This window comes from Actinomycetota bacterium, assembly GCA_040757835.1.
Lineage (GTDB): Bacteria > Actinomycetota > Geothermincolia > Geothermincolales > RBG-13-55-18 > SURF-21.
In genome coordinates this window covers 52,694-78,175 of record JBFLWJ010000001.1, presented here as the reverse complement: position 1 = coordinate 78,175, position 25,482 = coordinate 52,694, and the positions used below count along the sequence as shown (strand labels likewise).

The 25,482-nt window shown below is 63.0% G+C and carries 21 protein-coding genes; 7 read left to right on the top strand and 14 right to left on the bottom strand.

Annotated features, from left to right (window positions below; translation table 11 throughout):
* Positions 1–15 precede the first annotated feature (15 nt).
* On the top strand, positions 16–231 hold the full coding sequence (locus tag AB1384_00355; GenBank protein ID MEW6552722.1) for a dodecin family protein: 216 nt from the start codon (positions 16–18) through the stop codon (positions 229–231).
* Positions 232–372: 141 nt separating this feature from the next.
* On the opposite strand, the gene AB1384_00350 is transcribed toward AB1384_00355, so the two are convergent.
* The 9 genes from AB1384_00350 to AB1384_00310 all read right to left on the bottom strand — a co-directional run bounded on the left by AB1384_00350 (position 373) and on the right by AB1384_00310 (position 12,970).
* A complete protein-coding gene (locus AB1384_00350; GenBank protein MEW6552721.1) occupies positions 373–1,590 on the bottom strand; it encodes a L,D-transpeptidase/peptidoglycan binding protein in 1,218 nt (405 codons plus the stop codon).
* A 69-nt stretch (positions 1,591–1,659) separates the two neighbouring features.
* The gene (locus tag AB1384_00345; protein ID MEW6552720.1) at positions 1,660–1,995 is read right to left on the bottom strand and encodes a hypothetical protein; all 336 of its coding nucleotides are present in this window, start codon (positions 1,993–1,995) and stop codon (positions 1,660–1,662) included.
* A gap of 176 nt (positions 1,996–2,171) precedes the next feature.
* Complete coding sequence (locus AB1384_00340; protein MEW6552719.1) at positions 2,172–3,365, bottom strand: porin PorA family protein; 1,194 nt, start codon at positions 3,363–3,365, stop codon at positions 2,172–2,174.
* Positions 3,366–3,532: 167 nt separating this feature from the next.
* Positions 3,533–5,761, bottom strand: coding sequence for an N-acetylmuramoyl-L-alanine amidase (locus AB1384_00335; protein ID MEW6552718.1), 2,229 nt, complete (start codon positions 5,759–5,761; stop codon positions 3,533–3,535).
* Between the two features lie 749 nt (positions 5,762–6,510).
* Positions 6,511–7,746 (bottom strand): tetratricopeptide repeat protein, encoded by a 1,236-nt coding sequence (locus tag AB1384_00330; protein MEW6552717.1) that lies wholly within the window; start codon positions 7,744–7,746, stop codon positions 6,511–6,513.
* Between the two features lie 130 nt (positions 7,747–7,876).
* A complete protein-coding gene (locus AB1384_00325) occupies positions 7,877–9,169 on the bottom strand; it encodes a DUF362 domain-containing protein (protein ID MEW6552716.1) in 1,293 nt (430 codons plus the stop codon).
* A 68-nt stretch (positions 9,170–9,237) separates the two neighbouring features.
* Positions 9,238–9,636: a RidA family protein gene (locus tag AB1384_00320; GenBank protein MEW6552715.1), complete on the bottom strand. Its 399-nt coding sequence runs from the start codon at positions 9,634–9,636 to the stop codon at positions 9,238–9,240.
* Between the two features lie 62 nt (positions 9,637–9,698).
* Positions 9,699–10,214, bottom strand: a complete 516-nt coding sequence (locus AB1384_00315) for a SoxR reducing system RseC family protein (GenBank protein MEW6552714.1) — start codon at positions 10,212–10,214, stop codon at positions 9,699–9,701.
* A 47-nt stretch (positions 10,215–10,261) separates the two neighbouring features.
* Positions 10,262–12,970, bottom strand: a complete 2,709-nt coding sequence (locus tag AB1384_00310; protein MEW6552713.1) for a heavy metal translocating P-type ATPase — start codon at positions 12,968–12,970, stop codon at positions 10,262–10,264.
* 210 nt (positions 12,971–13,180) lie between these two features.
* Here AB1384_00310 and AB1384_00305 point away from each other — a divergent pair, with 210 nt between their 5' ends.
* From AB1384_00305 to AB1384_00290, 4 genes are all read left to right on the top strand, one after another.
* Positions 13,181–14,317: a lysylphosphatidylglycerol synthase transmembrane domain-containing protein gene (locus AB1384_00305; protein MEW6552712.1), complete on the top strand. Its 1,137-nt coding sequence runs from the start codon at positions 13,181–13,183 to the stop codon at positions 14,315–14,317.
* A gap of 15 nt (positions 14,318–14,332) precedes the next feature.
* A complete protein-coding gene (locus tag AB1384_00300) occupies positions 14,333–15,148 on the top strand; it encodes a dihydropteroate synthase (GenBank protein ID MEW6552711.1) in 816 nt (271 codons plus the stop codon).
* 13 nt (positions 15,149–15,161) lie between these two features.
* A complete protein-coding gene (locus AB1384_00295) occupies positions 15,162–17,012 on the top strand; it encodes an ASKHA domain-containing protein (GenBank protein ID MEW6552710.1) in 1,851 nt (616 codons plus the stop codon).
* A 296-nt stretch (positions 17,013–17,308) separates the two neighbouring features.
* Positions 17,309–18,382, top strand: coding sequence for an AI-2E family transporter (locus AB1384_00290; protein ID MEW6552709.1), 1,074 nt, complete (start codon positions 17,309–17,311; stop codon positions 18,380–18,382).
* Between the two features lie 128 nt (positions 18,383–18,510).
* Here AB1384_00290 and AB1384_00285 read toward each other — a convergent pair whose 3' ends face one another.
* The 5 genes from AB1384_00285 to AB1384_00265 form a co-directional block, all read right to left on the bottom strand.
* On the bottom strand, positions 18,511–19,734 hold the full coding sequence (locus AB1384_00285) for an acyl-CoA dehydrogenase family protein (GenBank protein MEW6552708.1): 1,224 nt from the start codon (positions 19,732–19,734) through the stop codon (positions 18,511–18,513).
* Positions 19,735–19,896: 162 nt separating this feature from the next.
* A complete protein-coding gene (locus AB1384_00280) occupies positions 19,897–21,513 on the bottom strand; it encodes an AMP-binding protein (GenBank protein MEW6552707.1) in 1,617 nt (538 codons plus the stop codon).
* 36 nt (positions 21,514–21,549) lie between these two features.
* Positions 21,550–22,191 carry a DUF2148 domain-containing protein gene (locus tag AB1384_00275; protein MEW6552706.1) on the bottom strand — a complete coding sequence of 214 codons (642 nt, stop codon included), beginning with the start codon at positions 22,189–22,191 and terminating at the stop codon, positions 21,550–21,552.
* Positions 22,192–22,205: 14 nt separating this feature from the next.
* Positions 22,206–22,877 carry a DUF2148 domain-containing protein gene (locus AB1384_00270; GenBank protein ID MEW6552705.1) on the bottom strand — a complete coding sequence of 224 codons (672 nt, stop codon included), beginning with the start codon at positions 22,875–22,877 and terminating at the stop codon, positions 22,206–22,208.
* 88 nt (positions 22,878–22,965) lie between these two features.
* Positions 22,966–23,367, bottom strand: a complete 402-nt coding sequence (locus AB1384_00265) for an SCP2 sterol-binding domain-containing protein (protein ID MEW6552704.1) — start codon at positions 23,365–23,367, stop codon at positions 22,966–22,968.
* Between the two features lie 130 nt (positions 23,368–23,497).
* Between AB1384_00265 and AB1384_00260 the strand changes: the two genes are divergently transcribed.
* Both AB1384_00260 and AB1384_00255 read left to right on the top strand, forming a co-directional pair.
* Complete coding sequence (locus AB1384_00260) at positions 23,498–24,112, top strand: TetR/AcrR family transcriptional regulator (GenBank protein ID MEW6552703.1); 615 nt, start codon at positions 23,498–23,500, stop codon at positions 24,110–24,112.
* Between the two features lie 99 nt (positions 24,113–24,211).
* On the top strand, positions 24,212–25,267 hold the full coding sequence (locus AB1384_00255; protein ID MEW6552702.1) for a hypothetical protein: 1,056 nt from the start codon (positions 24,212–24,214) through the stop codon (positions 25,265–25,267).
* Positions 25,268–25,482 lie beyond the last annotated feature (215 nt).

The window sequence follows — 25,482 nt, the reverse complement described above, 5'->3', positions numbered from 1 at the left end:
AGGAAAGGGGGAATGATGCCGGACAGCGTGTATAAGATCATCGAGGTGGTGGGGTCCAGCCCGGATTCATGGGAGGATGCGGCCCGCAAGGCCGTGGAGACCGCCGGGAAGAGCCTGAAGGACCTGCGTGTCGCGGAGATCGCGGACCTCGACATGAAGGTCGAGGATGGAAAGGTGACAGCCTACCGCGCTCGCGTGAAGGTGTCCTTCAAGTACCACGAGGACGACTGAGCACAAACCCGTTAAGGGGTCGGTTCTTGTTTTTGGATACCGCGGTATGTGTTGAGAATAGAACGAAAAACGTATGCCTTATGCCGCTGCTATGGTCAAGTTACCATATTATGGTATCCAAAAAACAAGACCTGACCCCGGTCAATTTCCAGTGGTGGGAGCTGTCTGCGCGCCGTCGGTAGGCGTGGTACCGTTTTCCCCGCCCAGCCCGGGGTCCTCGGGGCCCACCGGCTCGCCTTCCTCCGGCGGAGGCGGCGGCACCGGCGATGAGGTCCAGATGAACAGGGGGGTACCCACGTTGACATTGTCGAAGAGCTCCAGTATGGCCCAGTTGGCCATGCGGATGCATCCATGGGAATAGAGCCCCGGGGTGAGGTTGGCGGTGCCGTGGATCAGGACCGTGCCGCCCGCGGCGCTGGTCACCAGGGCCCGCACCCCCAGGGGGTTGCCCTCGCCCGGCTCGATGCGCGGCGGCATGTCCTTTGACCATTCCACGTTGGGGTTGATCCACACCGGGTTTTCGTCCTTGCGCACGATATAGAACTTCCCCTGCGGCGTGGGATACTTGGGCGTCCCGGTGGCCACGTAATAGGTCTTGACCAGGGTATCCTGGCTGTACCACTTCAGGGTATTACCCATAATGTCCACCACGAGCACCGTCTTGACATCCTCGCTGGAGAGACTGGGCGGCGTCACCGCCACCACCGGCTCGAGGGAGCGGTTGCTCGAACACAGGTTCGTCTGCACCGCCTGTAGGGTAGCCTCGACGTCCATCCATAACCCGTCCTGGGACGGATAGAACTTGAGCTTGCCGGTCTGAAAATCGAAGCTGAGGGAGGCGTCCTTCACCTCCTGGTCTATCTCGGCGGCTATGGCGTTGAGCTTCTGCAGGACAGCTTCGTTGTTCATGTAGCAGTCCAGCCCGATGCTGATGCTCTTGGGCCGGTCGAAAGCGCGGCGGTATGCACGCTCGAATACCGAGCATTCCCACCCCGCGTCGTACGCCTGATCGACCAGGGCCTCCACGTCCACCTGCAGCCCCAGTTCGGCGGGATTGAGCGACCACTGGCTGTCGCGGAAGGAGAGGGTGAACGGCATCATCATCGGCTGCACCGCCTGTTCGTTGACCGCGGCTATCGCCTCCTCCCTGGTCATCCCCGTGACGTCGACGCCGAGGACCATGGTGTTGGGGAACATCTCACCCCGGTGGCGCGAATCGGCGTAGACCATCACGGACGACGCCAGGATGAAGAAGAGCACCACCGTGCCCAGGACGATCAGCGCCCAGCGCACCAGGCCGCTGCGCGGCATGAGCAGCGATCTGAACTTATCCCAGTTGCTCAGTCTCTTCCTCGGCATATGCGTCCTCTTCCGTCCCTGCCCCGCTGATCTACAGGCGTTCTGACGCCCGCGGGTCCCGGATCGTTCCTACCACCTCTCTATGAACTGCCGGAAATATCCCAGGAAGGAGAATTCCGACAGTACCCGCTGGCGCTCCTCGTGCAGTGAGCGCAGGGCCCGCATATCTCGCGCGTTTCCCCTTCCGCTCTCCGCCTCGATGAGGGCCAGTATCTCCGCATGCCGCCTCTGCAGCTCCTCCAGGCGCAGTTCGTACCCAGGGATCTTCATCGCCAGCAGCTCTTCGCCGCTGAAACGGGCCTGGGACCTGCAGCGCAAGCATACGAACGATCTCTCATCAGCTTCACGGACCAGTATCCCGTTGCACATGGGGCAGTGGCGTTCCTCTTCCTCCTGAGGCTGCAAACACCTCACCCCTTCTAGGTGATTATGCCCAAATCGTACGGTCCGGGCAATGATCCGGTCCGGGGCCCCGCGGCGGCCTGGCGGCTCTCCTGCCGTCGTCACGGCTTCGCGCGCGAGACGGGGGGCCGGCAGGCCCCCCGTGTTGTCCCACTAGAAGTCCTTGTCCGTCTTCCGGCTTATTCCTCCGTCTGCGCCGGCGCCTGGCCTCCCCCGACCAGCAGGCCGATGATGAGGATGAGGGCGCCCACTATGAGCAGCGCCCACGGGATATACACCTTGACCAGGTTGATCTGCCCGGCGCCGTCCTTGGCGTCCTCGATCGCCGTCTTCACCGTATCCTCGGTCTGGGCGATGCTGTACTCGAAGATCTTGGTCGGCTCCGCGTCCCCGAGCTGACCCTGCAGCTGGACCAGCGGAGCCAGTTGCGGCCCCAGCACGGGGTCGTTGGCGTACTTGGCCAGGATAGTGAAGATACCGGCCAGCCCGGAGGTATCGACCTCCATGTGCAGGCTCTCGATATCCTTGTAGTTGTTGACCGGGGAACCTGTCTTGGGCTCCACGGAGATCTCCACTTCGAACGCCCAGTAGTACTTGACCGGGATGCTCTGCTGCAGCGCGGCATTGAGGGCCTGCAGGTCCTCGGGGGACTCCGCCCCGATCACCTGGGTCGCGGTGGCCAGGAGGGCGTCCACGTCAATGCCCAGGGCCACCAGCTGGGGTTTGAGCTGCTCGAACGACACCTCCAGCGGCAGGCCGAGCAGCTCGATATAAGCCAGGGTCACTTCCTTCCTGGCATCGATGCCCAGGGCGCCCCTGAAGTTGTAGACGGTGACCCCCTCAAGCTCTTCCTCGCTCAGGAACTCCGCCTCGAGGCCCTCGTTCACCTCAGCCTTCCACACCGGGTATTTCTCGTCGTTGGAGGTATCGAAGGGGAGCAGGGGGTAGTAGTTGCCCTCGCGCTCGACCGTGTTGCCCTTTTCGAAATCGTAGGCCCTTTCGTCGTTGACGTTCTCGGATGACTTGCGGTCGAGGACGTATACGGATGACGTCCCGCCCGGTGGGCTCTCTATCCCCGCCGCCGTGGTCTTCACCTTCTCCTCGATGACCGCCCTGGACGAATCGTACTCCTCCGCCAGGGAATTCACCTCGCGTTCCACCACCAGGGGCATACGCATCTCCTCGCCCGGCGGCAGCGGCTCCTGGGTGGTGGGGTTGACGTAGTAGGTGATCTCGCCCTCGTAGACGCTCTTCGCCTCGATGTTGTCGGGCAGCTTCATCAGCGCGTTGACGGCGATCGCCCACCACAGTATGGCGCCCAGGATGAGGATGACGCCCAGCGCTATGAGGATCTTGCTGGTCACTCCCTTCATCGCAACCTCCTTAATCACTCTGACCAGAGCATGCCTTTCTATCTACTCTATTCTATCTTGAACGGGAGTTCTCCTGCGAGTTTCCGCCACCGCCGCATCCACGGTCCCCCGCACGGCTTCCATTAACGTGGGGAAGATCCGGTCCCGCGCCGCTACGGCCGCCGCGGTCAGCGCTCCAGCCCGGGCGCATAGCCGGTGGAGACGTGCCCCCCAATCCACCCGCCACGATAGTAGAAGTACATGGGCCTTTCCACGATGATGTCTCCACTGGCGTGTATCGAGAAGGCCAGGCCCTCCTGGTAAGGGGTCATGGCATTGGCATAAAGGGTGGTGCGGCTGCGCGGCCCGAGGGTCACGTCCTCCCACAGCACCTCGCCGCTCTCGAGATGGAACCTTATCTCCGCCGTGACCTCGAGGTCGCCGGGGTTCTGCAGGCACAGCCAGTCATCGAAACCCTCCCCGGTATATCCCTCCGCGAAGTACCAGTGGCGCGAGGGTTCTCTCACGCCAATGCCCACATCGCCCCCCTGGCACCAGTAATCGTAGTCGAAATATATGGGGCGTTCGGCCACCAGCGGCTTCTCGCCTCTGACCACCACGGATATCTCTATATTCCTCCCCGCGCGCGCGTTCACGTCCACCGTGCTCCTGGACATGGGCGGGACCAGCTCCTGGTCGGTGACGTTCATCCCCTCCGGCGTCTGGTAAGTTATGCTCACCAGGTTGGGCTCGGGGTTGGGGTTGAAGAGGCACAGCCATTCCTCGAAGCCGCTGCCGGTATATCCCTCGGCGAAATACCACGTAGCGGAGGGTTGGTTGGACCCGGAAGAGACGTGGCCCCCCGCCCAGGAACCATGGTAGAGGAAATATATGGGCCGCTCCGCCACCACCGGCTGGTCCGAGGTTACCCGCAGGGACACCTCCCGGTCCGGCCCCACGACATCGTTGACGAAGACGGTGTCCCGCCGCGACGGCTGCACGACCTTCTGCTCCTGATGCAGCAACCCTCCGTGGGAGAGGTATTCTATAGTGACGTTGGCCGGTTGCTGCCCGGGGTTGAGCAGGCAGAGATACTCCTCGAAACCGGGGCCGGTGTACCCCTCGGCGAAATACCACGCAGTGGAGGGCTGGTTGGCGCCCCCTGATACATGACCACCCGGCCAGAGGCCGCGATAAAGGAAGTACATCGGCCTCTCGACCATGATGGGTCGAGGCGATTCCACGCTCACGCTCACGTCCTTTCCGGTACCCACCTCGTGCGCGACATCGAGGGAGAGGCGGCCTTCCGCCTCCACGCGGTAGACGTGTTTGACGGTCTCGCTATCCGGGAAGGCGTAGCTCACGGTGAACTCGACCGGCTCGACGTTGGGGTTGAGGATGGTGAGCCACTCCTGGAAACCCTCGCGGGTGGTGCCCTCGGCGAAATACCACTGCTTGGCCGCGTTGGCCACGATGAGGTCACGGGAGACCGCGGCACTGCCGCCGCTCTTGTAGTACGCGACCGCCTGCAGGGTATAGGTGCCGTCCGCAAACCCCGAGGTGTCCACCTGGAAATCGAAGGGAGGCGACGTGCGGCTCATCACCGTGCTGCCGTTCATGGTCACGTCCACCCGGCCGATATTGTCCTCGCCCAGCATCTGCAGCTGCACGTCGATGGTCCCCCAGGAGACGCGGTTCTCCTGGGGAAGGGCGAAACTTATGCTTGAAGGCATGTGGATACCGCGCATTATGGCGAGGGCCTCCCGCTCCAGGTATGCGGGGTCCCTCAACCTCGCTTCCTGATCGGGATTGGAGATGAAGGAGGCCTCGGTTAGGATGGCGGGCATATAGGTGTTGTTGAGTACTCCGCAGTAGTCGACCTTCCAGACCCCGGAATTCCCCAGGCCGAACTCCCCCACCAGCTCGGCCTGGACGGAGTTGGCCAGCTGCAGGGAATCCTGGCTGGCGTTCATCGACACCAGGGTCACGGTGTAATTGATGTTCCTGTCGCTCTCCGCATTGTGGTGGATGCTGATGAAGCGGTGGGCTCCCCAGGCGTTGGCCATCTGCCACCTCTGGGTGATGCTCACCGCCGAGTCGTCGGTGCGGGTCATCAGCACCTCCGCCCCCTCGGCCTCGAGCATGTATTTCAGCTCGTAGGCCACCTGCAGGTTGACGTCCTTCTCCCGCAGGCCGGTGGGGCCTACCGCTCCGAGCTCGGTGCCGCCGTGTCCTGCATCCACGCAGAACCTCCAGCCCGAGAGGGCTCCGGCGGCGGCCTTTTCCGGGGCGGGCGGGAGCAAAAGCACCGAGGAGATGACGGCGCACAACATCAGCAGCGCCACTACGGCCCTCGCCGCCGCGCCCAGGGGCCCGTTGCGTAAACTTCCTCTAATGAAGAGCGAGCCAAACCTCATCCCGGCGTTTCCCTCCGGTCATTCCCTCATAACCCTTTCTATTTCGACAACCCACAAGCAAACCCTTGAGCGGCAGGCCTGAAGCAAGCCTTCCTGCCAGTACCTTTGCATGCCCGGCTACGACCTCTCCATGGCCGTTCTCAACCCCTGCGATCTTTGCGCTTACCGTGATTGGAGGGATGAATCTTCTCCCGGTTCCCCGGCATCAAAGACAAAGAGGCGGGCTCGCTGATCAAGCCGGCCAGATATAAAGAGAGACCGTGCATATGGGCGGCTAAAGGAGGGAAGAACCCGTTCGAGTGTCGCCTATCCAAACCAGACCAGCCCGGGACATCGTGGTGTTCGGGCGACCCCCATCTGAGCGGCCACTTGCCCGAGAACTACCAGGCCGTCTCAAGGAGCGTGTCAGAAAAGTGGATCTGGGCATAAGAATGGCTAATACAGGATACCCAACGCCCAGGTGTCGCCTATATAAACCCACCTTCCCGAGATCCGGGGGCCGCTCCGAAGTGAACTTTGTCTGCGCAGCCCCCTGCCCGGCAAGCAAGGTGCTCGGAGGAGCTACAGGCGACGAGTTGTCTTCACAATACACAACAACGCGGGACGATATGTGTTCGGGCGAGATTCGTCTGAACAGACACTTGCCCGAGAACTACCAGGTCGGTCTCCGTGAGGCCTTGCGAGCGGGACCGTTACCTGGAGGCTCGGGCCGGATAATGCAATATGCCCGAACACATGAGTCTAGAGCATCACCTGCCCATGTCGGCGAGGAACCGTAGCGCTTCTGGCTCATCGGGCTGGATGCGCAGGACCTCCGTGAAGTCCTCCACCGCCCCCGCGACATCGCCCTTCTTTCTCCTGCCCAGGCCGCGCGCAAGATATGCGGGGTAGAGGTCACGGTTGAGGAGCAGGGCACGGTCCCAGCTGTCCACGGCATCCGACCAGTCGTTGAGCAGAGCGTAGCATACGCCGCGCTCGTAATATGCTTCAGCCCAGCCCGGTTTCAACCTGATCACCTGGTTGAAATCGCGGATGGCGCGGTTGTATATGGGGTTCTCGTCGTAGTTCATCTTGCTGCGCAGGACCTTGCCGCGGTACATGTATGCTTCCGGAAAGTCGGGGCGCAGCTTTATAAGGTGGGTGAAGTCGCTTTCCGCCCAGCTGTAATACCCGCGGTCCATGAGGAGTTTGCCGCGCCGGAAGAGGTCCCCTTCATCGTCGGGCTCGTCCTGCAGCGACTGAACCAGCTCCCGCAGCAGGACATCCTCGTCCTCGTTCATGTAGCTCTCCGTCTCCGTTTCCTCCCCCTCGAGCATGCCGGCCAGTATCCCCACGAGGTTGCTGGAACGCGCCAGGCCCATATGGGTGCAGAACCAACCCACACGTATGTTCTCCGCCCCCTCCAGGCGGCAGCTCGCCCATGGCACCACCGCCAGATCCTTCGAGGTATAGAACGACGCGTAGCGCAATCCTGTCCCCTCCGCCATCATGTCCTGGTAAGCAGCGGAGAGCTCTTTCAGGAAAGAACTGGAGGGAAAGCTCTGGCGGGCAGCCTTGAAGATGAAGAAGGGATAGAAGGTCGCTGAACCGTGGTTGGGCGTCCCCAGCATGATCAATCGCCCCAGGTAGTCTTTTGCCCCCATCCGCTCCACCGCGTACCTGGCCACCAGCCCGCCGAGGCCCTGGCCGATGAGGGATAACCGCCGCACTCCCAGCAGGACCCTCAGCTCCTCCATCCTGGCCATGAGGATCCGTGCACCCTTACGCACGTCGCTGGACGCGAAGTTGGGGAGGCGGATGGTATACACCTCGAAATCAAGGTTCTTCAGCCGCCTGCGCAGCGTCGTGGACAGAAAATTGAAGCGAAGGAAGCCGGGCACGCAGAGGACTGGATCCCGCCTCCGGCGCACGGGCGAAAGCCTCTCCGGAAAACCCTCCCGGGTGAACCTGGCCTTGTCCTTGCGCGTTAGTACCCGCTCCTCCAACGCACCTCCCTGGACCTATCCCGTGCCCTGCGTAACAGGCGGCCGGTGTTGGAGCCGACCGCGGTTTGATTACAGTATAACCCCGCTTTAGCCGTGCAAGCCATCACGGCGGCGACGGTACCCTCCTCCCCTAGCGGGGGATGATGGGCGTGATGCGCGCCGTGGTCCGGTGGAGCCGTGCGTTCACTAACAGGCCGAGCGATTGCATGGCCGGAAGCGGCACCAGCTTCAGGGTGTCGACCTTCATGAGTGGGATCAGGCCTGCGAGGACATCACGCAGGTTGTTGCAGCCCGCCGCCACGCGTACCGCTTTCCTGCCCAGCCTGCGGCTGAGCCCCGCGTACGCCTCCTCGATGGCACAGTCGCCCACCAGGAGGACCTTTCCCTCCAGTTTCTCCAGCTCTGCCTGGTCCAGGCCCTTGCCCATTACGATGGTGAAGCCGCCTCTGCCCTGCATGTCCACGAAGAGATACTGCAGGACCATGCGCGTGTTCAGGTTGCAGCCCTCGGGGCAGCAGCGTTCCCGGCCCTCGATTATCGGGACGTCATCGGGATAGACGTCCAGGATCTCGCAGGTGTATTCGCGGCGGAAAGGCTCCCGGTCGCCTATCACCTCGATCCTGCCCAGGTCGATGGTGCCCAGACCGTCCTCGGCCGCCAGCCTCAGGTGCTCCACCTCTCTTGGATCGATGCCCATGATATCGCAGCCCACGGCGTCCACCGCCAGGGTATCGTCTCCGCCGATGAGGACGTCGAGACGCTCGGCGCACCTGCCCACCAGGCCCTCGGCGCAATCGTGGCCGTGGTTCATGGCATAGATGCCCTCGATGAGGGTGAAATCGGGCCGGATCACGGAGTAGATGTCCGCGAACTTGCGGTGCAGCTTGTAGTTATGGTCACGGATGCGGTCCTTCTGCATGATCAGGCCGAACTGGTTCTTCACCCCCAGGGTCACCGTGGCCATGGAATGGGTCTTCAGTTTGGGCAGGCTGAAATAGAGGTTGTTGGCGCGGTCGTCGATGAGCCGCTCCTTTATCCAGCGGGAGACGTGGACTTTGTACCCCAGGGTGGGCAGGGTTATCTCCGCCTGTTTCCCCTCGTCCAGGAAGAGGGGGACCGCTCCCGCCTCCCTGGCGGCTTTTTCGATCCCGGTTATACGGAACACCAGTCGCGTGAAGTTCGCCTGGGTTGTATTCTCCATGACGTAGACCTCGCGGGCGCCGACCTTCTTGAACTGCCTCACGACAGCGGAGACGACCGCCGGGTCCGTGTAACTGTGCGTCTTGTAATCGACGCCGTTGACCTTGATGAAGACGTCCTGCTTGCTGCCCAGGACAGCGCCGGCCCCCCCGAACGGGGCTAAGACCTCCTCCACCGCCGCATCGAGGTCCTTATCCGCGTGGACGACCGCGACTCTGCTCATCTCCCCTCCCTCCTTCACGCAGCGGCCTCACCGCCGCGTGCGGGCGGCAATACCTTCGTACTTCCGGTTCACACTGCACTGTCCAGGCAGGCCACGGCCGAGAGCTGGACCCGGAACGGTTCCAGCAGGGACACGCCCACCGCCGAACGCGACGGGTATGGCGGCCTGAAGTATTCCTCGTAGACCTCGTTGAAGGCAGCGAGGTCGGCGATATCCCCCAGATAGACCGTTACGGAGAGAACCTCCTCCAGGCCGCTGCCTACCGCCTCCAGAAGGCCCTTGAGGTTGCGCAGTACGATCATCGCCTCCTCGCGGATGTCCCCGCTCACCGCCTCGCCGTCCGGCCTCACCGCGAGGAGGCCGGAGACGAATACCAGGTCACCCCAGACCACCGCCGGCGTGTAGGGGCCGCGCGGAACCGGAACGCCCTCACCCGACAGATGCTCTATCCTGTCGACCAAGTTCATACCCCCTTGCCCACGAGTATATTACAAACCTCGGGAGATATGCATCGCGGAAGCGCATCGGCTCAGAGCACCTTGGTGATGACCAGCCGGTAGCGGGAGGAAGCGCGGGTGCCTGGCGCATATACGCGTGACAACAGGAAATAAGAGAGCGCCAGGAAACCTATTCCGAGGACAAGCCCCAGGGGCACGCTGAAGCCCCAGCCCAGAAGGTAGTAGCTCACCAGTCCGCCTGCAGCCAGACCGGCGAAGAAGGCCAGGAGCGGTATGCCGTAAAGGACATAGGCGGCGCGAATGGACACTTTCGGCGGCAGGTCTACCACCACCCGGTCTCCCTTCCTCGCCCCGATGGCGTTGCTCGCCTCCGCCAGCATGGTGTCGTCGTCTACCAGCACGCAGCATGACCCGCATCCCTCGCAGGCGCGGCTCCGCCTCATCAGGACTTCGGCTATATCGCCGTGCACGGCCACCACCGTACCCTCCTCACGCATCCCGCGGGTGGCGGCCGGGTAGTCGAACAGATCAGGGGGTGATGCTGCCCCTGTGTTGCTCCCTCCGGCCCTTTCCTTCATCTCGCTCATCTTTCTCACCTTCACGGCCGCCCGCATGCCGCCGTCTGCCTGCGCGTCTATTTTACCTCGCCGGCGAACTTCTCGGGGTCCCGGTCGAACTCCTCCTTGCACATCCTGTTGCAGAAATAGACCTTCTTGCCCTTGTACTCAGAGGTCGCGGCCGCATCTTTCTTATTGATCTTCATCCCGCATACCGGGTCTATCGCTTTGCCCATCATCTCGGGTCCCTCCTTTCCGCTCTCATCTTCCTTCCCCTCGCTCATCTCGGCCCGCCGTCCTCCGCCCTTCTCCCTGAAACGTTTCAGCCGCAGGGAATTGCTGATAACCGACACCGAACTGAATGCCATGGCGGCGGCCGCATAGATGGGGTTGAGCAGCACTCCCCAGATGGGATAGAGAACGCCTGCGGCGATGGGGATACCGATGACATTGTAGATGAACGCCCAGAACAGGTTCTGCTTGATGGTGCGCAGGGTCGCCCGGGAAAGCTCGATGGCCGTCGCCACTTTACGCAGGTCCTCGGAGATAAGGGTGATGTCGGAGGTCTCCAGCGCCACATCCGTGCCCGTGCCGATGGCCATGCCGATGTCCGCCTGGGCCAAGGCGGGCGCGTCGTTGATACCATCACCCACCATGGCCACGACCTTGCCCTCGGACTGGATGCGGGCGATCTCCGCCGCCTTGTCCGCGGGCAGCACCTCTGCCAGAACGCGGTCGACGCCCACCTGGGCGGCGACGGCCTCGGCGGTGGAACGGCGATCGCCGCTGAGCATGACCACCTCCACGCCCAGGTCTCGCAGGGCTTCAACCGCCTCCGCGGCATGTGGTTTCAAGGTATCCGCGACCGCCACATAGCCCAGCAACTCTCCGCCCGCCATGGCATAGACGATGGTCTTGCCGCCGCGTGCCAGCTCCTCCGCTCCGGTTTCCAGTCCGCCCGGGCTCAACCCCGCATCGGCCAAGAGGGCTGCGTTCCCCAGCCTGACCTCCATGCCTTCCATGCTCGCCACCACGCCCCGGCCCGGTATGGCCCTGAAGCCGCCGGCTTCTCCCAGGGCGATCCCCCGCGATTTCGCCTCCTCGACCAGGGTCTCCGCCAGGGGATGTTCGCTGCCGCGCTCCACGGCGGCTGCCAGGGACAGCAGTTCTTCCTCGCTCCTGCCGTCAACCGTTACTACGTCGGTGACCACCGGCTTACCCCAGGTCAGGGTGCCGGTCTTGTCGAAGACCACAACCTGCAGGCGCCCCGCCGTCTCCAACACCTCTCCTCCCTTGATGAGAACGCCCAACTCGGCGCCTTTGCCCGTGCCCACCATGATGGCCGTGGGCGTGGCCAGGCCCAGGGCGCAGGGGCAGGCTATGACCAGGACCGCTACGAAATTGATGAGGGCGAAGTTGAAGGACGGTTCCGGTCCGGCCAGCAACCATACCAGGAAGGTGACGGCGGCGATGGATATGACCACCGGTACGAAGACCGAGGCCACCTTGTCGGCCAGGCGCTGGATGGGGGCCTTGCTTCCCTGCGCCTCCTCGACCAGCCTGATTATCTGCGCCAGCACGGTATCCCCGCCCACCCTGGTCACCTGGAAACGGAAGGAACCGGTCCCGTTTACCGTGGCGCCGGTCACCTCGTCTCCCGGCGCCTTCTCCACCGGCAGCGGTTCGCCGGTGAGCATGGACTCGTCCACGGCGCTTCGCCCCTCGGTGACCACGCCGTCCACGGGGATCTTCTCGCCCGGGCGCACCACTACGATATCGCCGACGCGCACCTCATCGACCTCGATGTCCAGCTCCCGCCCGTCCCGCAGCACGCGCGCGGTGCGCGCCTGCAGGTCCATGAGGCGGCGGATGGCCTCGGATGTGCGTCCCTTGGCGCGCGCCTCCAGGAAACGGCCCAGCAGGATGAGGGCGATGATGGTGGCGGACGCGTCGTAGTAGACCGCCAGCTCCAGCCCGGTACCGCTGATGAAGGAAGGGAAGAACGTGGCCACCACGCTATACATGTAGGCCGCGGTCGTGCCCACCGCGATGAGGGTGTTCATATCTGTGGTGCCGTGGCGGGCTGCCTTGAAGGCGGCGCGGTAAAAGGTCAGCCCGGGCCAGAACTGCACCGGGGTGGCCAGGATGAAGAGGACGATGAAGAGGGTGCGCTCGGGGATCTCCTGCAGGCCGGGGATGTGCATCGCGCCCATGGAGAGGAGCATGATCACCGCCGCCGACGCGGCGCTGTAGACCAGCTTTATCTTGAGCAGCCTGGTCTCCCGCTCGCGCCTCCTGCGCTCGCGGTCCAGGGCCTCCTCGCCCTCCGCGGTGGCCACCAGCCGGTAGCCGGCGGCGTCCACGGCGCGCGCCATCTTCTCGTAAGATGTCAGTTCCGGGTTGTAGGTCACCGTCGCGCGTTCCGTGGCCAGGTTTACGTCCGCGCTGGCCACGCCCTCCACTTCGGAGAGAGCCTTCTCCACCCGCGCCACGCACGAGGCGCAGGTCATGCCCTCTACTTCGTAGGTGGCCTTCTCGAGCCCGGCCCGATAACCCAGGTCCTCGATGACGCCGACGATGTTCTCCACGTCGGTCTCGCCGGGCCGGAAGGATATGGTGGCCTTCTCCGACGCGAGGTTCACGGCGGCACTGTCCACGCCCGGCATCCCCTGCAGCGCCTTCTCGACCTTGGTCGCACAGGTAGCGCAGGTCATACCGCCCACGTTGATGACCACCCTGGCGGCATCGCCCCTGTTCTCCTCGCCGTTCTTCCCGCTCTCCTCCACCGTTCTCAACTCCCGCTAAGGCCCGCGGCCCCCCTGCCGGGCGGCCGCTTGGAGACTCACTGTTTATCTTTCCCTCTGAACCACTGGAAACATCCCGGCCCAGCTTCATATGCTCTCTTCTCTTAGTAAATTATGGTATGTAAACGGCCCCGGTGCCATGAGTCAGCTCATCCCGCCGCGTACCGTTACCGCATGGAGTAAAATGCCGTTATGGAAGAGGAGAAGCGGTTCGAGAAGGAGAGGTCCCTGGACCGTTCCAGGCTGCGCCGCGGCCTCGTGCTGGCGGTGGCCCTCTCGGCCGCCACCCTCATCGTCATCTCCCTGGCCACCCTGGACCGGGCCACTTTCAGCGCCCTCTCGGACCTCTCTCCCGGTTACCTGGTCCTGGCCGCCGCCCTCTCCCTGGGGCGCTGGCTCTGGTCCGTCGTGCGCATGCAAATGCTCGTGGTGGCCACGGGCAAGAGCGTGCCCTGGCGCAACATCTTCAAAACGGTCTATGCCGGCTATTTCACCGGGCTCATCACCCCCCTGCGGGCGGGCGGTGTCACCGGGGAGATGCTCTTTCTCTACGAATACGGGCTGGGCGCGGGGGAGGCGGTGGCGGTGGTCTCCTTCGGCGCCTGCATCTCCACCGCTCTGCTCATGTTGCTCTTCCCCTTCGCCATCTGGATCGCCAGAAGCTTCATCGACCTGTCACTCTCCATCCAGGGGGTCCTATTCTCCGCCCTGGCCGTCGGCCTGCTCTACCTGGCGCTGGTGCTGTGGGCCATCCTGCGACCCCACGACACCGTGGGCAAGACCCTGCTCGATCACTCCCCCGCTTTCCTGCGCAAGCGGGACTGGTACCGCCGCTTCCTCTCGCGGCTCGGAGGCGAGATACAGTCATTCGCAGCCTCCCTGCGGCAACTGGCGCGTATCGGAAGGGCCAGGCTGGTGGCGGTGGTCGTCCTGACCCTGCTCTACTGGTTCACGGGTTTTCTGGCCATCCCGGTCGCCGTGGTCGGGCTGGGGTACGGCTCGTACTTCTGGCAGGCGGTGGTGGCACAGCTGGTGGTACACATCCTCATGCCCTTCGTGCCCACCCCCGGGGGCAGCGGCATAGGCGAGGTAGGTTTCCTGTACGTCTACAAGAGCGTCCTGCCCGACATCGGCGTGGCGGGCCTGCTTACCCTCATCTGGCGGTTCATCGACTTCTACCTCGGGCTCCTGGTGGGAGGAGCGGCATTTATCATGGTCATGCGCGATATCGCCCGTTCTCCCCGGCGTAAGACCGCCGCGGGCGAGGAAACCGATGACCGCTCTATTGATATAATCGAGACGGGCCCGGATGCCACGGAGCAGGCGTGATCGAAAGGAGTCTTCATGTTCGCAACAGGCGACCCGACGGTGATCGTCGGAGAGCGGATAAACCCCACCGGGCGCGCTGCCCTGGCCGAAGAGCTGCGCGCGGGCAAGCTGGACCGTGCGCTCGCGGACGCTGCCGTCCAGGCAGAGGCGGGGGCCGATTATATAGACGTGAACGTGGGCGCGCCAGGGGTGGACGAGGCGGCGCTGCTGCCCCGCCTGGTGGTGGCGGTGGCGGAGAAGACCGGCCTGCCCGTGTGCGTGGACTCCGCCGACCCCGCCGCCCTCGCCGCGGCACTGGCCTCTTACCGCACCCCGGAGGCCATCGTCAACTCCGTCACCGCGGACAACGAGAGCATGGACGCCGTGCTGCCCCTGGTGGGCGAGACGGGATGTTACGTGATCGCCATGACCAAGGACCGGGGGGGCATACCGGCCACCGCCGAGGAGCGCCTGGCCAGGGCGGAGCGCATCGTCGAGCGCGCTGCGGCCTTCGGCATCCCCCCGGAGCGCATCCTGGTGGACTGCCTGACCATCCCGGCCGCCACCGAGAGCGGTGCGGCCACCGTCACCTTGCGCTCCATATCCCTCATCCGGGAAAAGCTGGGGTGTCCGGTGGCCCTGGGCGCCTCCAACATCAGCTTCGGCATGCCGGAGCGGCCGGTCATCAACTCCGCCTTCCTCTGCCTTGCCGTAGAGGCCGGCCTGGCCGCGGCCATCGTCAACCCCCTGGAGCCGGACCTGGTGCTCTCCATCCGCGCCGCCGACTTCCTGCTGGGCAAGGACCGCATGGGGCGCGCTTACCTCAAGTACTACCGGGCCCATAAGACATGACGGGCAGGGCGCCGTGGAATACACCATAACCCTGCAGCCCGGCGGAGAGAGTTTCTCCTGCCCGGGCGACCAGGACCTCCTGACCGCCCTGCACGCGGCGGGTATAGAGGTTGAGAGCATCTGCGGGGGCATAGGTTCCTGCGGCAAGTGCCGCATCCGCATCCTGGAGGGAAAGGTGACCGAACCTAGCCTGGAGGAAGACGGCCACCTCACCGCCGGGCAGCTGGACCGGGGCGAGAGGCTGGCCTGTCAGGTCTATCCCGAGGGCGACCTGACCATAGAGATACCCGGCTCTTCCCTGGCCGCTCCACAGAGGCTCCAGCTCGCATGCGAGCTGGAGGTGAGCGGCCTCGACCCGGTAGTCCGCCACCACGACCTCGAGGTGGAGATGCCCGACCTGCCCGGCGACCCCGGCTCCGATCACCTGCGCGTGCTGGAGGCCTTGCGCGCGGTCTCCCCGGAGGAAGACATCTCCGGGGCCGACCTGGAGGGGCTGCGCTCTCTCCCCGCCCGCCTGCGCGAAGAGCGGGGTGCCGTACGTGCCGTTTACCGCAAGGGAGAACTCCTCGGGCTGCTCGCGAAGGCGCGGACACCCCTGGGCCTCGCCGTGGACCTGGGGAGCACCAAGATCGCCCTCTTCCTCTACGACCTCGCGGACGGAAGCTTGCTGGCCAGTCACGGCATCGTCAACCCGCAGGTGACGCGCGGCGAGGACATCGTCACCCGTATCCAGTACGCCCTTGACAGGGACGCGTCCCGTCTCGGACGGCTGGCGGTGGAGAGCATCAACGCCGCCCTCGCCGGGATGCTGGATGGTGCCGACCGGTCCCGGCAGGACATCTATGAGATGGTATTGGTGGGAAACACGGCCATGCACCACCTCTTCCTCGCCCTGCCGGTCGAACAGCTCGCCATGAGCCCCTACCTCCCCGCCACCGACCTGCCCCTGGAAGTGAAGGCCAGGGATATAGGGCTGCTCCTCAATGCGGCCGCCGTCGTCTACCTGCCGCCCCCCATCGCCGGCTACGTCGGCTCCGACCACCTGGCCGCGGTTACCGCTGCGCGCCTGTGGGAGAGGCCGCAGCCCAGCCTGCTCCTGGATATTGGCACCAACACCGAGGTGGCGCTGCACGCAGGGGGGCGCACGCTTTCGTGTTCCTGCGCTTCCGGACCCGCCTTCGAGGGAGGTGGGCTCAGTCAGGGGATGCGTGCTGGAGACGGCGCCATCGAAAGGGTGAGCGTCGATCCCGCAGGGGGCAGGCCAAAGCTCACGGTCATCGGGGATGCCGCCCCGCGGGGTATTTGCGGCTCGGGCATCCTCTCCGTGCTCTCGTCTCTCATGGAGATAGGGGCAATCGACGCCTCCGGCCGCATGCTGGAGGGCAGCCCCTTTATCGAGCGGCGCGGCGGGGAACCCGTCTTTTTCCTCTCTTCCCAGGATGCGGACGGCTCCGGAGGGGTTGCCATCACCCAGGGCGACATACGCGAGATACAGAAGGCCAAGGGCGCCATCAGGGCGGGCGTTGATGCCCTTATGGCAGAAGCTGGCATGGTACATGAGGACTTGAAGGAGATCGTCATCGCCGGTGCCTTCGGCACTTATATCGACCCCACCGACGCCGTCTCCCTGGCGATTCTCCCCCCCGTCCCCATCTCCCTGGTCAACCAGGTGGGAAACGCCGCGGGCGCCGGTGCCTGCTCGATGCTCCTCTCGGCGGGCGCCCGCGCCGAGGCAGAGGAAGTGGCTAAAGGCATCGAGTACCTGGAGCTTTCCTCCTATCCCGAGCTGAGCAGGCTTTTCGCGGCCGGGATGTACCTCTCCGAGGAAGCGGTGTCGAAAGCAAAAGCCCGCTTCAAACTCTAGGGTCTAAGGGGTCAGGTCTTGTTTTTTGGATACCCTGGTATGTAACGCCATATTTTGTAACATAATACCCCATTGAGCAGGTCTTTTAAAACGGCATCAAGGCTCCATGATCCAAGAAACAAGACCTGGCCCCATACCCTCCTAATGTAGCCGGCCGGTGCGCCCGATAAATCAAGCGGCATGGACGGAGAACGCGAGCCGTCATGTGCCGGTCCGGTCGGAACGCATGGCCTTCCGGGAAGGAGTGCTCGGTGCCTGCTGATAACGAAGCCAGATGCGCACAACGGGAGGATTCAATGCTCTGGCGCTGGGGCGTCAAGAGCTGGCTCTTTCTGGGTATCGTCGGCGCGCTCGTCGTCTTCGGCCTAGCCTACTCCAAGACCCACCAGGTGGTCATCCCGTTGGTGATCGCGGTTATCATCGGCATCCTCCTGGAACCCGCCGTCGACTTCATGACCCGCCACCACGTCCCGAGATGGCTGGCGACCCTGATCATGATGGTGGTCATCCTTGCCGTAGTATCCGGCGTACTGGCGGTGATCGTCTACGGAATCTCCACCCAGGCAGCCTCCATCGGCGATCAGGTCGAAGAGGGCGTGAACAAGATCCAGGACTGGATGGATGAGCTCAAGGTTAGCGGGGGTTTCGCCCAGTGGGCGCAGGAACAGATCGAGAAGGCCTGGCCTTCCATTACCAGTGGCATCGCCAGGGAGATCAGCGGCAGCGTGCACGGCTTGACCTCGTTTCTCATCGGGGCCTTCATCGGTTTCTTCATCCTCATGTTCATCCTCGCCGACGACGGCACGATCAGGAAGTGGGTAGCAGGCAACCTTGGCGTTCCGCGTTCTACCGGCGAGATGATCATGAGCGAGGTCTACGCCTCGATCCGGGGGTATTTCAAGGGCACTACCATCATCGCCACCGTGGACACCGTGCTGGTCGTGGTGGCGTCCCTCATCCTGAGGCTCCCATTGGTGGGGGCCATAGCACTCGTGACCTTCGTTACCTGCTTCATCCCCTCATTCGGTGGATATATCGGGGGCGCTTTCGCGGTCATCATAGCGCTGGCGTCGCAAGGGCTGACCGCGGGTATTATCATGCTGGTCCTGGTCATCCTCATACATACCGTGATGCAGAACCCGGTGCAGGCCATCGCCTATGGCAAGACCCTGCAACTGCATCCCCTGGTAGCGTTGCTGGTGACACTGCTCGGGGCGGTTTTCGCGGGGATATTCGGGGCCATCCTGGCCGTGCCCATCACCGCTGTCTTCCTCAAGGTATCCCGCGAACTGAAACGGGTGCACGAAGAGGAGAGGGGCGGACCGCCCTGTGACGACCTGCTTGCCACAGCGGAGGAGGAATCCCCATGAAGATGCGGGTCCGGCCCTCTCCTTCCGTCTGAAGGCCAGGTCTTGTTTCTTGTATTCAAACGGCCAAGGTCGAGGACGTTGTCTCTGATCGGATGCAACAAACAAGAGGCCCGACCTCTCTTCATTCCTTATTCGTTAACGATGGCCTCTCCCGCCACCAGGGCCAGGTAGTCGTTGGAGCCGTCCTCGATGAGCCCTGCCCGCGCGTCCCTGAACAGCTTCTCGATTGTCGACTCCTTGGAGAGCCCGTACCCGCCGCAAAGTTGCACCGCGTCGTTGGCCACCTCGAAAGCCGCCTGGGTACAGAAGACCTTGGAGGCGATGGAGTACTGGGTGAAGGGCGGGTTGGTGTTGAAGTTGAACTCCATCACCGCACGCGAGAAGGCGCGGCAGGCCTCCACCTGCTTGAACATGTGGAAGAGCTTGTAGCGCACCAACTGGTGCTCGATGAGCTTCTTGCCCCCCTGCACCCGTTCCTTGCAGTAGGCCAGGGCCTCCTCGTAAGCAGCCCGCGCCACGCCGGTGAAGAAGGCCCCCATGCTGGCATTTGCGGTGGAGAGGGTTATGTCCAGGATGGCTTCGTAGCTCTCCTCGTCGACGATCATGTACTCCCTGGGCACTCTGACGTTGTCGAAATAGATCTCGCCCTGGTTAAGGGCTCGCTGCCCCAGCTTGTTCCAGGGCTTGCCTTTGCTGACACCGGGCAGGTCCAGGGGGATGATACAGATGCCGCCGCCGGCCATGCCCATCTCGGGTTCGATGGTCAGATAGGCGCAGGCATGGGTGGCGATGGTGCCGCAGGACACCCAGGCCGCCTTGGTGCCGCTGATGACGTAGTCGTCCCCGTCCAGGGTGGCCCGGCAGGCGGTCCTGGCGATCTCCGGCTCCGAGAACTGCTCCGTGTACGGCCCCAGGGTATCGGAGCCATGGTCGGGCTCGGTGATGGCCCAGCAGCCGATGATCCTGGCTTCCTCATCCTCGCAAAAGGGGACGATGATGTTGTCGATGAGGAACTCTGTGGGCACCATGCTGGCGATAAAGGCCGGGAAGCAGGCCACCCCGAAGGCGATCATGAAGTCGATACTCCCCCAGGATATCTCCTCGAAGAGCATGTGCACCTCGATGGGCGAGAAGCCCCCTCCGCCGTAGATCTCCGGCAGCAGGATCTTGTGCATGCCGATCTTGTAGCCCTTCTTGTAGACATCCCAGAAGATGGACTCCCTTGCGATGACGTCCTCGGGGTCCAGCTTGTCCAGCTCCAGGCTGGCGGGGCGCAGCACCTCGGCGGCGAAGGTGTGGACCATGTCCCGGTTCATCTTCTGCACCTTGGTGAGGCCCATGTTCAGGTCCATATAGCTCACGGTGATCTCCTCCCTCTTTGGGGGTCAGGTCTTGGTTTTTGGATTCCTGGACCACGGTACCGCTTCTATTGGTGCTGCATACTCGGAGATATTCTGCCAATATTTGGAATCACATACCGCGGTATCCAAAATCCAAGACCTGACCCCCATTATTTACTCTTTATAGTCCTCGAGTTTGTATACGTTATCCGCGTCCGGCGAGAACTGGTCCCTCAAGATGCGGTCCAGGAATTTCTCGGAAGCGCTCTTGGGGACCTCGTCGACCACCTGCAGGTAGCTGGGCACGGAGTTTGGTTCCAAACCATTCATCGCCGCCTGAAACACGGAAGCCGGGTCGACGCTTTTTCCAGCGAATGGCGCGACCGCCGCGACCAGGTCGCTCTCGCCCGGCGCACCCGAGGCCGCCGGGATGCCGTAGACGCAGACCTCGGAGACGTCGGGATGCTGCCCTATGATGGACTCCACGTAGGTGGGGATGATGAAGTCCCCCGCCCGCCGCAGGCCGCCGCCCTCCTTTCGGTAGTCGAAGAAGAGCCATCCCTCCTCGTCCTTGTGGACCATATCGCCGGTGCGCAGCCATCCCCCGCGCGTCTTCGCCTCCGAGTCCTTCTTCCTGCCGTAGTATTCCACCTCGGGCTTGACGTTGACGGCGCGCATAAGCAGCTCGCCGGTGACCCCCGGGGGCACTTCGTTGTCGTTCTCATCCACGACGATGGCTTCCTGCAACCCCTCCAGGGGCTTGCCGAAGGAGCCGATGGGCCCCACGCCGATGGGTTTGTAGGCGAAACCGCCCTCCACCGCCCCGTACCACTCCAGGATCTTCACCCCGAACCTCTTCTCGAAGGGCTCCCAGATGGGCGCGGGGGTACCGGCGCTGATCACCACCTCCACCGGGTTGTCGGCGTCATCGGGCCTGGGGGGCTCGTTGTAGATGCCCGCCATCATCCCTCCCAGCAGCGAGAAGGTGGTACAGCCATATTTGCGGCAGATGTCCCAGATGCGGCTCTTGGTGAACTTCTGGCTGATCACACCGAGTATCCCCATGGCCAGAGCTGGCAGCAGGCTGATGGCCAGGGCGTTGCCGTGGGTCAGGGAAAGGCCGGTGTAGATGACCGTCTCCGGGGTGTATTTCCAGATCAGCGTGGGAGCGAGCTGGGCGAACATCGCGGTACGGGTGGATTTGATCACCACCCCTTTGGGGTCGCCGGTGACTCCCGACGTGTAGATAATGGCCATTGGCAGGTTGACATCGTCAATCCGGCCCTCGATCTCGAAGATATCCGGCCCGGCCAGAATCTCGTTGACGGTAGAGTATCTGTCGGCCAGGGCGGGGTCGGCATCCGGCTTGAGGTTGAGCCAGATCCTTTCGATGCCCGGGATGTCCTTCGCGACCGCCTCCACCTCGGGCAGGAGATCGGCGGTGGTTATCACCGCCCTGGCCTTGCTGTCCTTCAGCATGTACCCGAGCTTGTCTCCCTTGGTCCGGGGATCGATGGGCACGGCCACCATCCCCAGCAGGGTGGCGGCGCCCGTGGTGAAGACCGACTCCGGATGGTTGCGCATCAGGGTGGCCACGGCGTCGCCCTTGGAGAAGCCGAAGTCCTTGTATGCCTGGGCCATCTTAAAGGTGCTGGCTGCGATCTCCCTGTAGGTGAGCGGTTCGTCGGGATACAGGCCGCCGTTCTCGAAGATCAGCCCCACCTTGTCGGGGTTCTCCTCCAGCCTCATCTCGATCATGTTGGACATCAGGGCCGGGTTCTTCTCGCTCATGCACATCACCCCTTCAACGCTCTTTGCTGTCTGTCCCTACTCCTCAGCGCCTATGAAACCGCGGGAGAAGGAGGGGAACTCCTCGGCGAACTTCTGTGCCCACTCCTCGTCCGTCCAGTACTTGTGGCGGTCGAAGAACGGGTTCTTCGATTGATAGCTAACGCCTACGCCCACCGCGAAGTCCACGTCCTCCAGGAACTCGCAGGCGTGCGCCGAGACCCCGATGGTGATGAACACGCGGCAGTGCAGCCCCATGTAATGGGCCACCGCGGCGGCGGCATTGGCGGCCATGTGCGCGTCGTAGATGGCGAAGTGGCAGCAGGGCCCGTTGATGAACGACTCCACCTCCTCCGCCTTGTTCAGCTCCTTGCAGGTTGCGAAGCCACAGGCGCCGCAGTCGAAGTTATAAACGGACTTGCGCCGGGCGCCGATGAGAAGGGCACGGGTATCCTCCTTGGCCATGTCCTTGAAGCTCCTGCCGTCGCGGTTGAAGAGGGGGGAGACCTCGGCCACCCCCTCGCAGTAGCCGGAAAGCTCCTCGAACTCCTCGGGGCCTATCGCGGACATCTTCAGCCTGGTGGGGCCGAACTTCAGGACAGTATTGGCGGCGACGGCCATGAGCTCCACCGCGTGGTCCATGCCTCCCTTGAGGAGTTCGTCTCCGCTGATGATAGACATCACCCTCACCTCCCTCAGGAATAGATGGACCGGAACGTCGGGAAGAGCCTCCCGATGAGCCGGTTGGACAGGGTCTCGTTGTTGTACTCGGCCCACATCTTCGGGAGGTCCTGGTAGGGGCTCTTCTCCGTTACCGAGGCCAGGAAGCCCAGGGCGATGCCGCACTTGTAGGGCAGCAGGTCCATGCGCAGCGCCGCCGCGCCCACCGACATCTTGATGGTGTGGTCGATGCCCAACTGGCGCGCCAGGGTCACCGCACCGTTGAGCGCGTAGGCCATGTTCATCGAGCGCATGAGGCAGAAGGGCCCACGGAAGGCCACCGATGGAGCGTCCGGCACCCTTTCCGCCTCCCGCCAGGCGTCGCAGAGCAGGTGCCCGCACAGGTTGCAGTTGGAGTCCATGGGGTCGTGGCCGGAGCGCCGGTCGGCCATGACCATGACCACGTCAGAATCGCGTACCTGTACCGCGTCGGAGCGGAAGAAGTCCCAGCGCGGGTTGTCGTCCGCCATCTTCTCGATGACGATGGCCATGTCCTCGATGGCGTCCCTGTCGTCAAGAACGTGGATGCTTATCTCGTCGATCCCCCCCACACGTGGCGAGGTCGTGGCCGAAGCCAGCAGCAGCTGTGATGCCAGCTTGACGCTCTCGAGCCTCCTCTCCTGGTATTCCCTCATCTTTCTTTCCATGCCGCATCGCCTCCTGATCGCAGAATGGTGAGAAGCGTCAGACGCCCACCTTTTCCGAGGACCGGTTACCGAAGGGAGCGCCCAACCCTCAGGTGGGCAGGCCGTATTCTTCGCAGATGGCCGGGTATGCTTCATAAGCAGGCTTGAGGAGGGGGAGCATGCCCAGGATCTTGGCCATGGGTCCCTTGGCCTTTATCTTGCGCTTGGCCAGGGCCACGGGGAGCTTCAGCTTCTGCAGCCAGAAATTGTGGCAGTCGTCGCCGGCCAGCCACATGATCACGTCTCCTTCGGCATCGGTCGCACCCAGGACCAGCTCCGGTTTGTCGGCTCCATGCAGCAGCCAGATCTCTCCATCGGGATCGTTGATGACGAACTGCACGTTGATGTTCTCGTCGTTGAACTTCTGGGACACGGTCTCGTTCTCGAGCAGCTTCGTGAAGAGCTTGCCCAGGACCTCGTACATGAAGTCAGTGTCCTTGAAAACCGGCATAGCGCACACCCCTTTCGCACCGTTGTTTACCTAGCCACCCAGATCAAGTAGTGAAGTAAGATACTCAAGTATGCTACCATGGTATCCATCATTCCGCAACGGCACAAAGTCGCCTGGAGGTCGATGAGATATGGCCAAGAAGAGGATCACCCCGAGGATCGAGAGGGGCATGAAGACAAGGCAGGCCATCTTCGATACCGCCATCTCCCTTTTCGCCAAACGGGGTTACGACAAGGTCACCGTCGACGATATCTGCGAGAAGGTCGGGGTGACCAAGGGCGCCTTCTACAACCATTTCAAATCGAAGGACCAGATCATCCTGGAAGAGTTCAAGCGCATGGACGAGCACTACGTCAAGGTCGCCGAGGACATCGCCGGCCTGGAAAGCAGCACCGAGAAGCTGCGCGTCTTCCACCACGAGGCGATAAAGCTCATGGCCGATCTCGGGGTGACCATGATGAAAGTCGTATATCACTCTCAGATCGCGCCGAACATGCGCAAGCCCTACCTTACCGAGGGCAAGCGTTACCTCTACAAGATCTCGAGCCAGCTCATCCGGGAAGCCCAGGAGCACGGGGAGATGCGCAGCGACCTCGTCAGCGAGGAGATAGCGGTCGTCCTCATCAACTGCTTCCGGGGCCAGATCTACCACTGGTGCCTGACCAACGGCTCCTTCGACCTCGTGGGCACCTGCGACCGCCTCTTCGAACTCCTGCTCTCGAGCCTGACCGCCGTTCCGGCCTGAAAGGAAAGATCCCCACCCCTATTAAAGTGGCAGCGCGGGCAGGTCGAGGAACTACCAGGATAGCCATATTGAAGTGTAAGGTTACAGGCAGAACGTACCATGAAGACCTGCTCCGTGTGCGGCGCGCCCAAGGGCTTGACCGGCAACCACAGGTGGCTCGACAACGGCACCATCGTCGAGGCCAGAAACCCGTCGCACCGCATGATCTTCATCGAGAACGACAACATCCTCGAGATCTTCGAACTCGTCCAGGACATGGTCGGCCTCTCCCTCGAGAAGATCGTCATCGAGAGCCAGCGCAAGGCGACCTTCAACTACGTCGACAGCATCCTCCCCGGTCTGGCCAAGAAGATAATGCGAGTGACGTCTTACCGGCCGGTGGTGCGCAATCTCACCACCCTTGGCAGGACCTTTGGGCTCGGTGATGCAAGCCTCCTCGACATGCACATGAAGGGCGGCGAGGGGGATTACGTAAAGCTGGGTATCAGGAACCCTTTCTTCCTCCCCGCGTTCTGCGGGATGGTCGTCGGAGCCATGGAGGTAGTCTCCGGCCACGACTGCAGCGTCTCATATGAAACGGTTTCACCCGACTATTTCGAGGTGACTACCTTCGTCTCCACCCATCCCAAGGAACTGGAGGAGAGGTTGCAATGGAGGACGTATTCCAGCAAGCCAGGGGATGCGGTCCTCGAGAAGTGTCCGGGGTGCAGGGGGCCGAGGATACTGGCCGACTACGACTTCGACCTGGCGGCCGGGACGATCGCACGCAGGACGAGCGGCAGGCGCATGGTCGTCGACGGCCCGGCGGAATTCGAGGCCATCCTGGAGGAGCTGGAGAGGGAGCTGGGGGAGGACATTCCGGGAACGCTCATCGAGGCCCAGAGGCGTTTCGTGAAGATGGGCTTTTACGACACCGACGAGGTACAGGACATCGGCATGTTCCGTGACCATCTGGCCCTGAGAGGGCTCGGCAATCTCAGGGAGATATCGTTCGCGGACGAGGCCCTGCGCGTGCGCATCGAGAATCCCTGCCTGCACCTCCTCCTGGTAGGGCTGATCCTGGGCTTCTTCGAGCTGGTCTTCTCACGCGAGGGGGCGGTTGAGTGGGAGCTGGCGAGTGACGGCGACCTCGTGGTCGAGGTTTCGCCACGCTGACCTTCAAGGAGTGAGTATCCCGTCTCCAGGATGAGCGATGAATTCCCCCGCTTGGATGCTTCCGTTTTCTGGTTGATGATAGAATGGAAATATAGGGTAGCTTCTATGGGGGTTGTCGAACCAACCTCTTGCCCCATAGACGGGCTGCATTTGTTGGTGGCACGAACCAGGTAAAAAGGTCATGGAGGGTGGTTGGGATCGAGAAGATCCAGGAG

Bases quoted from the DNA above. Each gene is read 5' to 3' on its own strand.
- AB1384_00355 (MEW6552722.1), top strand. From the start codon at position 16: ATGCCGGACAGCGTGTATAAGATCATCGAGGTGGTGGGGTCCAGCCCG.
- AB1384_00350 (MEW6552721.1), bottom strand. From the start codon at position 1,590: ATGCCGAGGAAGAGACTGAGCAACTGGGATAAGTTCAGATCGCTGCTC.
- AB1384_00340 (MEW6552719.1), bottom strand. From the start codon at position 3,365: ATGAAGGGAGTGACCAGCAAGATCCTCATAGCGCTGGGCGTCATCCTC.
- AB1384_00335 (MEW6552718.1), bottom strand. From the start codon at position 5,761: ATGAGGTTTGGCTCGCTCTTCATTAGAGGAAGTTTACGCAACGGGCCC.
- AB1384_00325 (MEW6552716.1), bottom strand. From the start codon at position 9,169: ATGAGCAGAGTCGCGGTCGTCCACGCGGATAAGGACCTCGATGCGGCG.
- AB1384_00320 (MEW6552715.1), bottom strand. From the start codon at position 9,636: ATGAACTTGGTCGACAGGATAGAGCATCTGTCGGGTGAGGGCGTTCCG.
- AB1384_00315 (MEW6552714.1), bottom strand. From the start codon at position 10,214: ATGAGCGAGATGAAGGAAAGGGCCGGAGGGAGCAACACAGGGGCAGCA.
- AB1384_00305 (MEW6552712.1), top strand. From the start codon at position 13,181: ATGGAAGAGGAGAAGCGGTTCGAGAAGGAGAGGTCCCTGGACCGTTCC.
- AB1384_00300 (MEW6552711.1), top strand. From the start codon at position 14,333: ATGTTCGCAACAGGCGACCCGACGGTGATCGTCGGAGAGCGGATAAAC.
- AB1384_00290 (MEW6552709.1), top strand. From the start codon at position 17,309: ATGCTCTGGCGCTGGGGCGTCAAGAGCTGGCTCTTTCTGGGTATCGTC.
- AB1384_00285 (MEW6552708.1), bottom strand. From the start codon at position 19,734: ATGGACCTGAACATGGGCCTCACCAAGGTGCAGAAGATGAACCGGGAC.
- AB1384_00280 (MEW6552707.1), bottom strand. From the start codon at position 21,513: ATGAGCGAGAAGAACCCGGCCCTGATGTCCAACATGATCGAGATGAGG.
- AB1384_00275 (MEW6552706.1), bottom strand. From the start codon at position 22,191: ATGTCTATCATCAGCGGAGACGAACTCCTCAAGGGAGGCATGGACCAC.
- AB1384_00270 (MEW6552705.1), bottom strand. From the start codon at position 22,877: ATGGAAAGAAAGATGAGGGAATACCAGGAGAGGAGGCTCGAGAGCGTC.
- AB1384_00265 (MEW6552704.1), bottom strand. From the start codon at position 23,367: ATGCCGGTTTTCAAGGACACTGACTTCATGTACGAGGTCCTGGGCAAG.
- AB1384_00260 (MEW6552703.1), top strand. From the start codon at position 23,498: ATGGCCAAGAAGAGGATCACCCCGAGGATCGAGAGGGGCATGAAGACA.
- AB1384_00255 (MEW6552702.1), top strand. From the start codon at position 24,212: ATGAAGACCTGCTCCGTGTGCGGCGCGCCCAAGGGCTTGACCGGCAAC.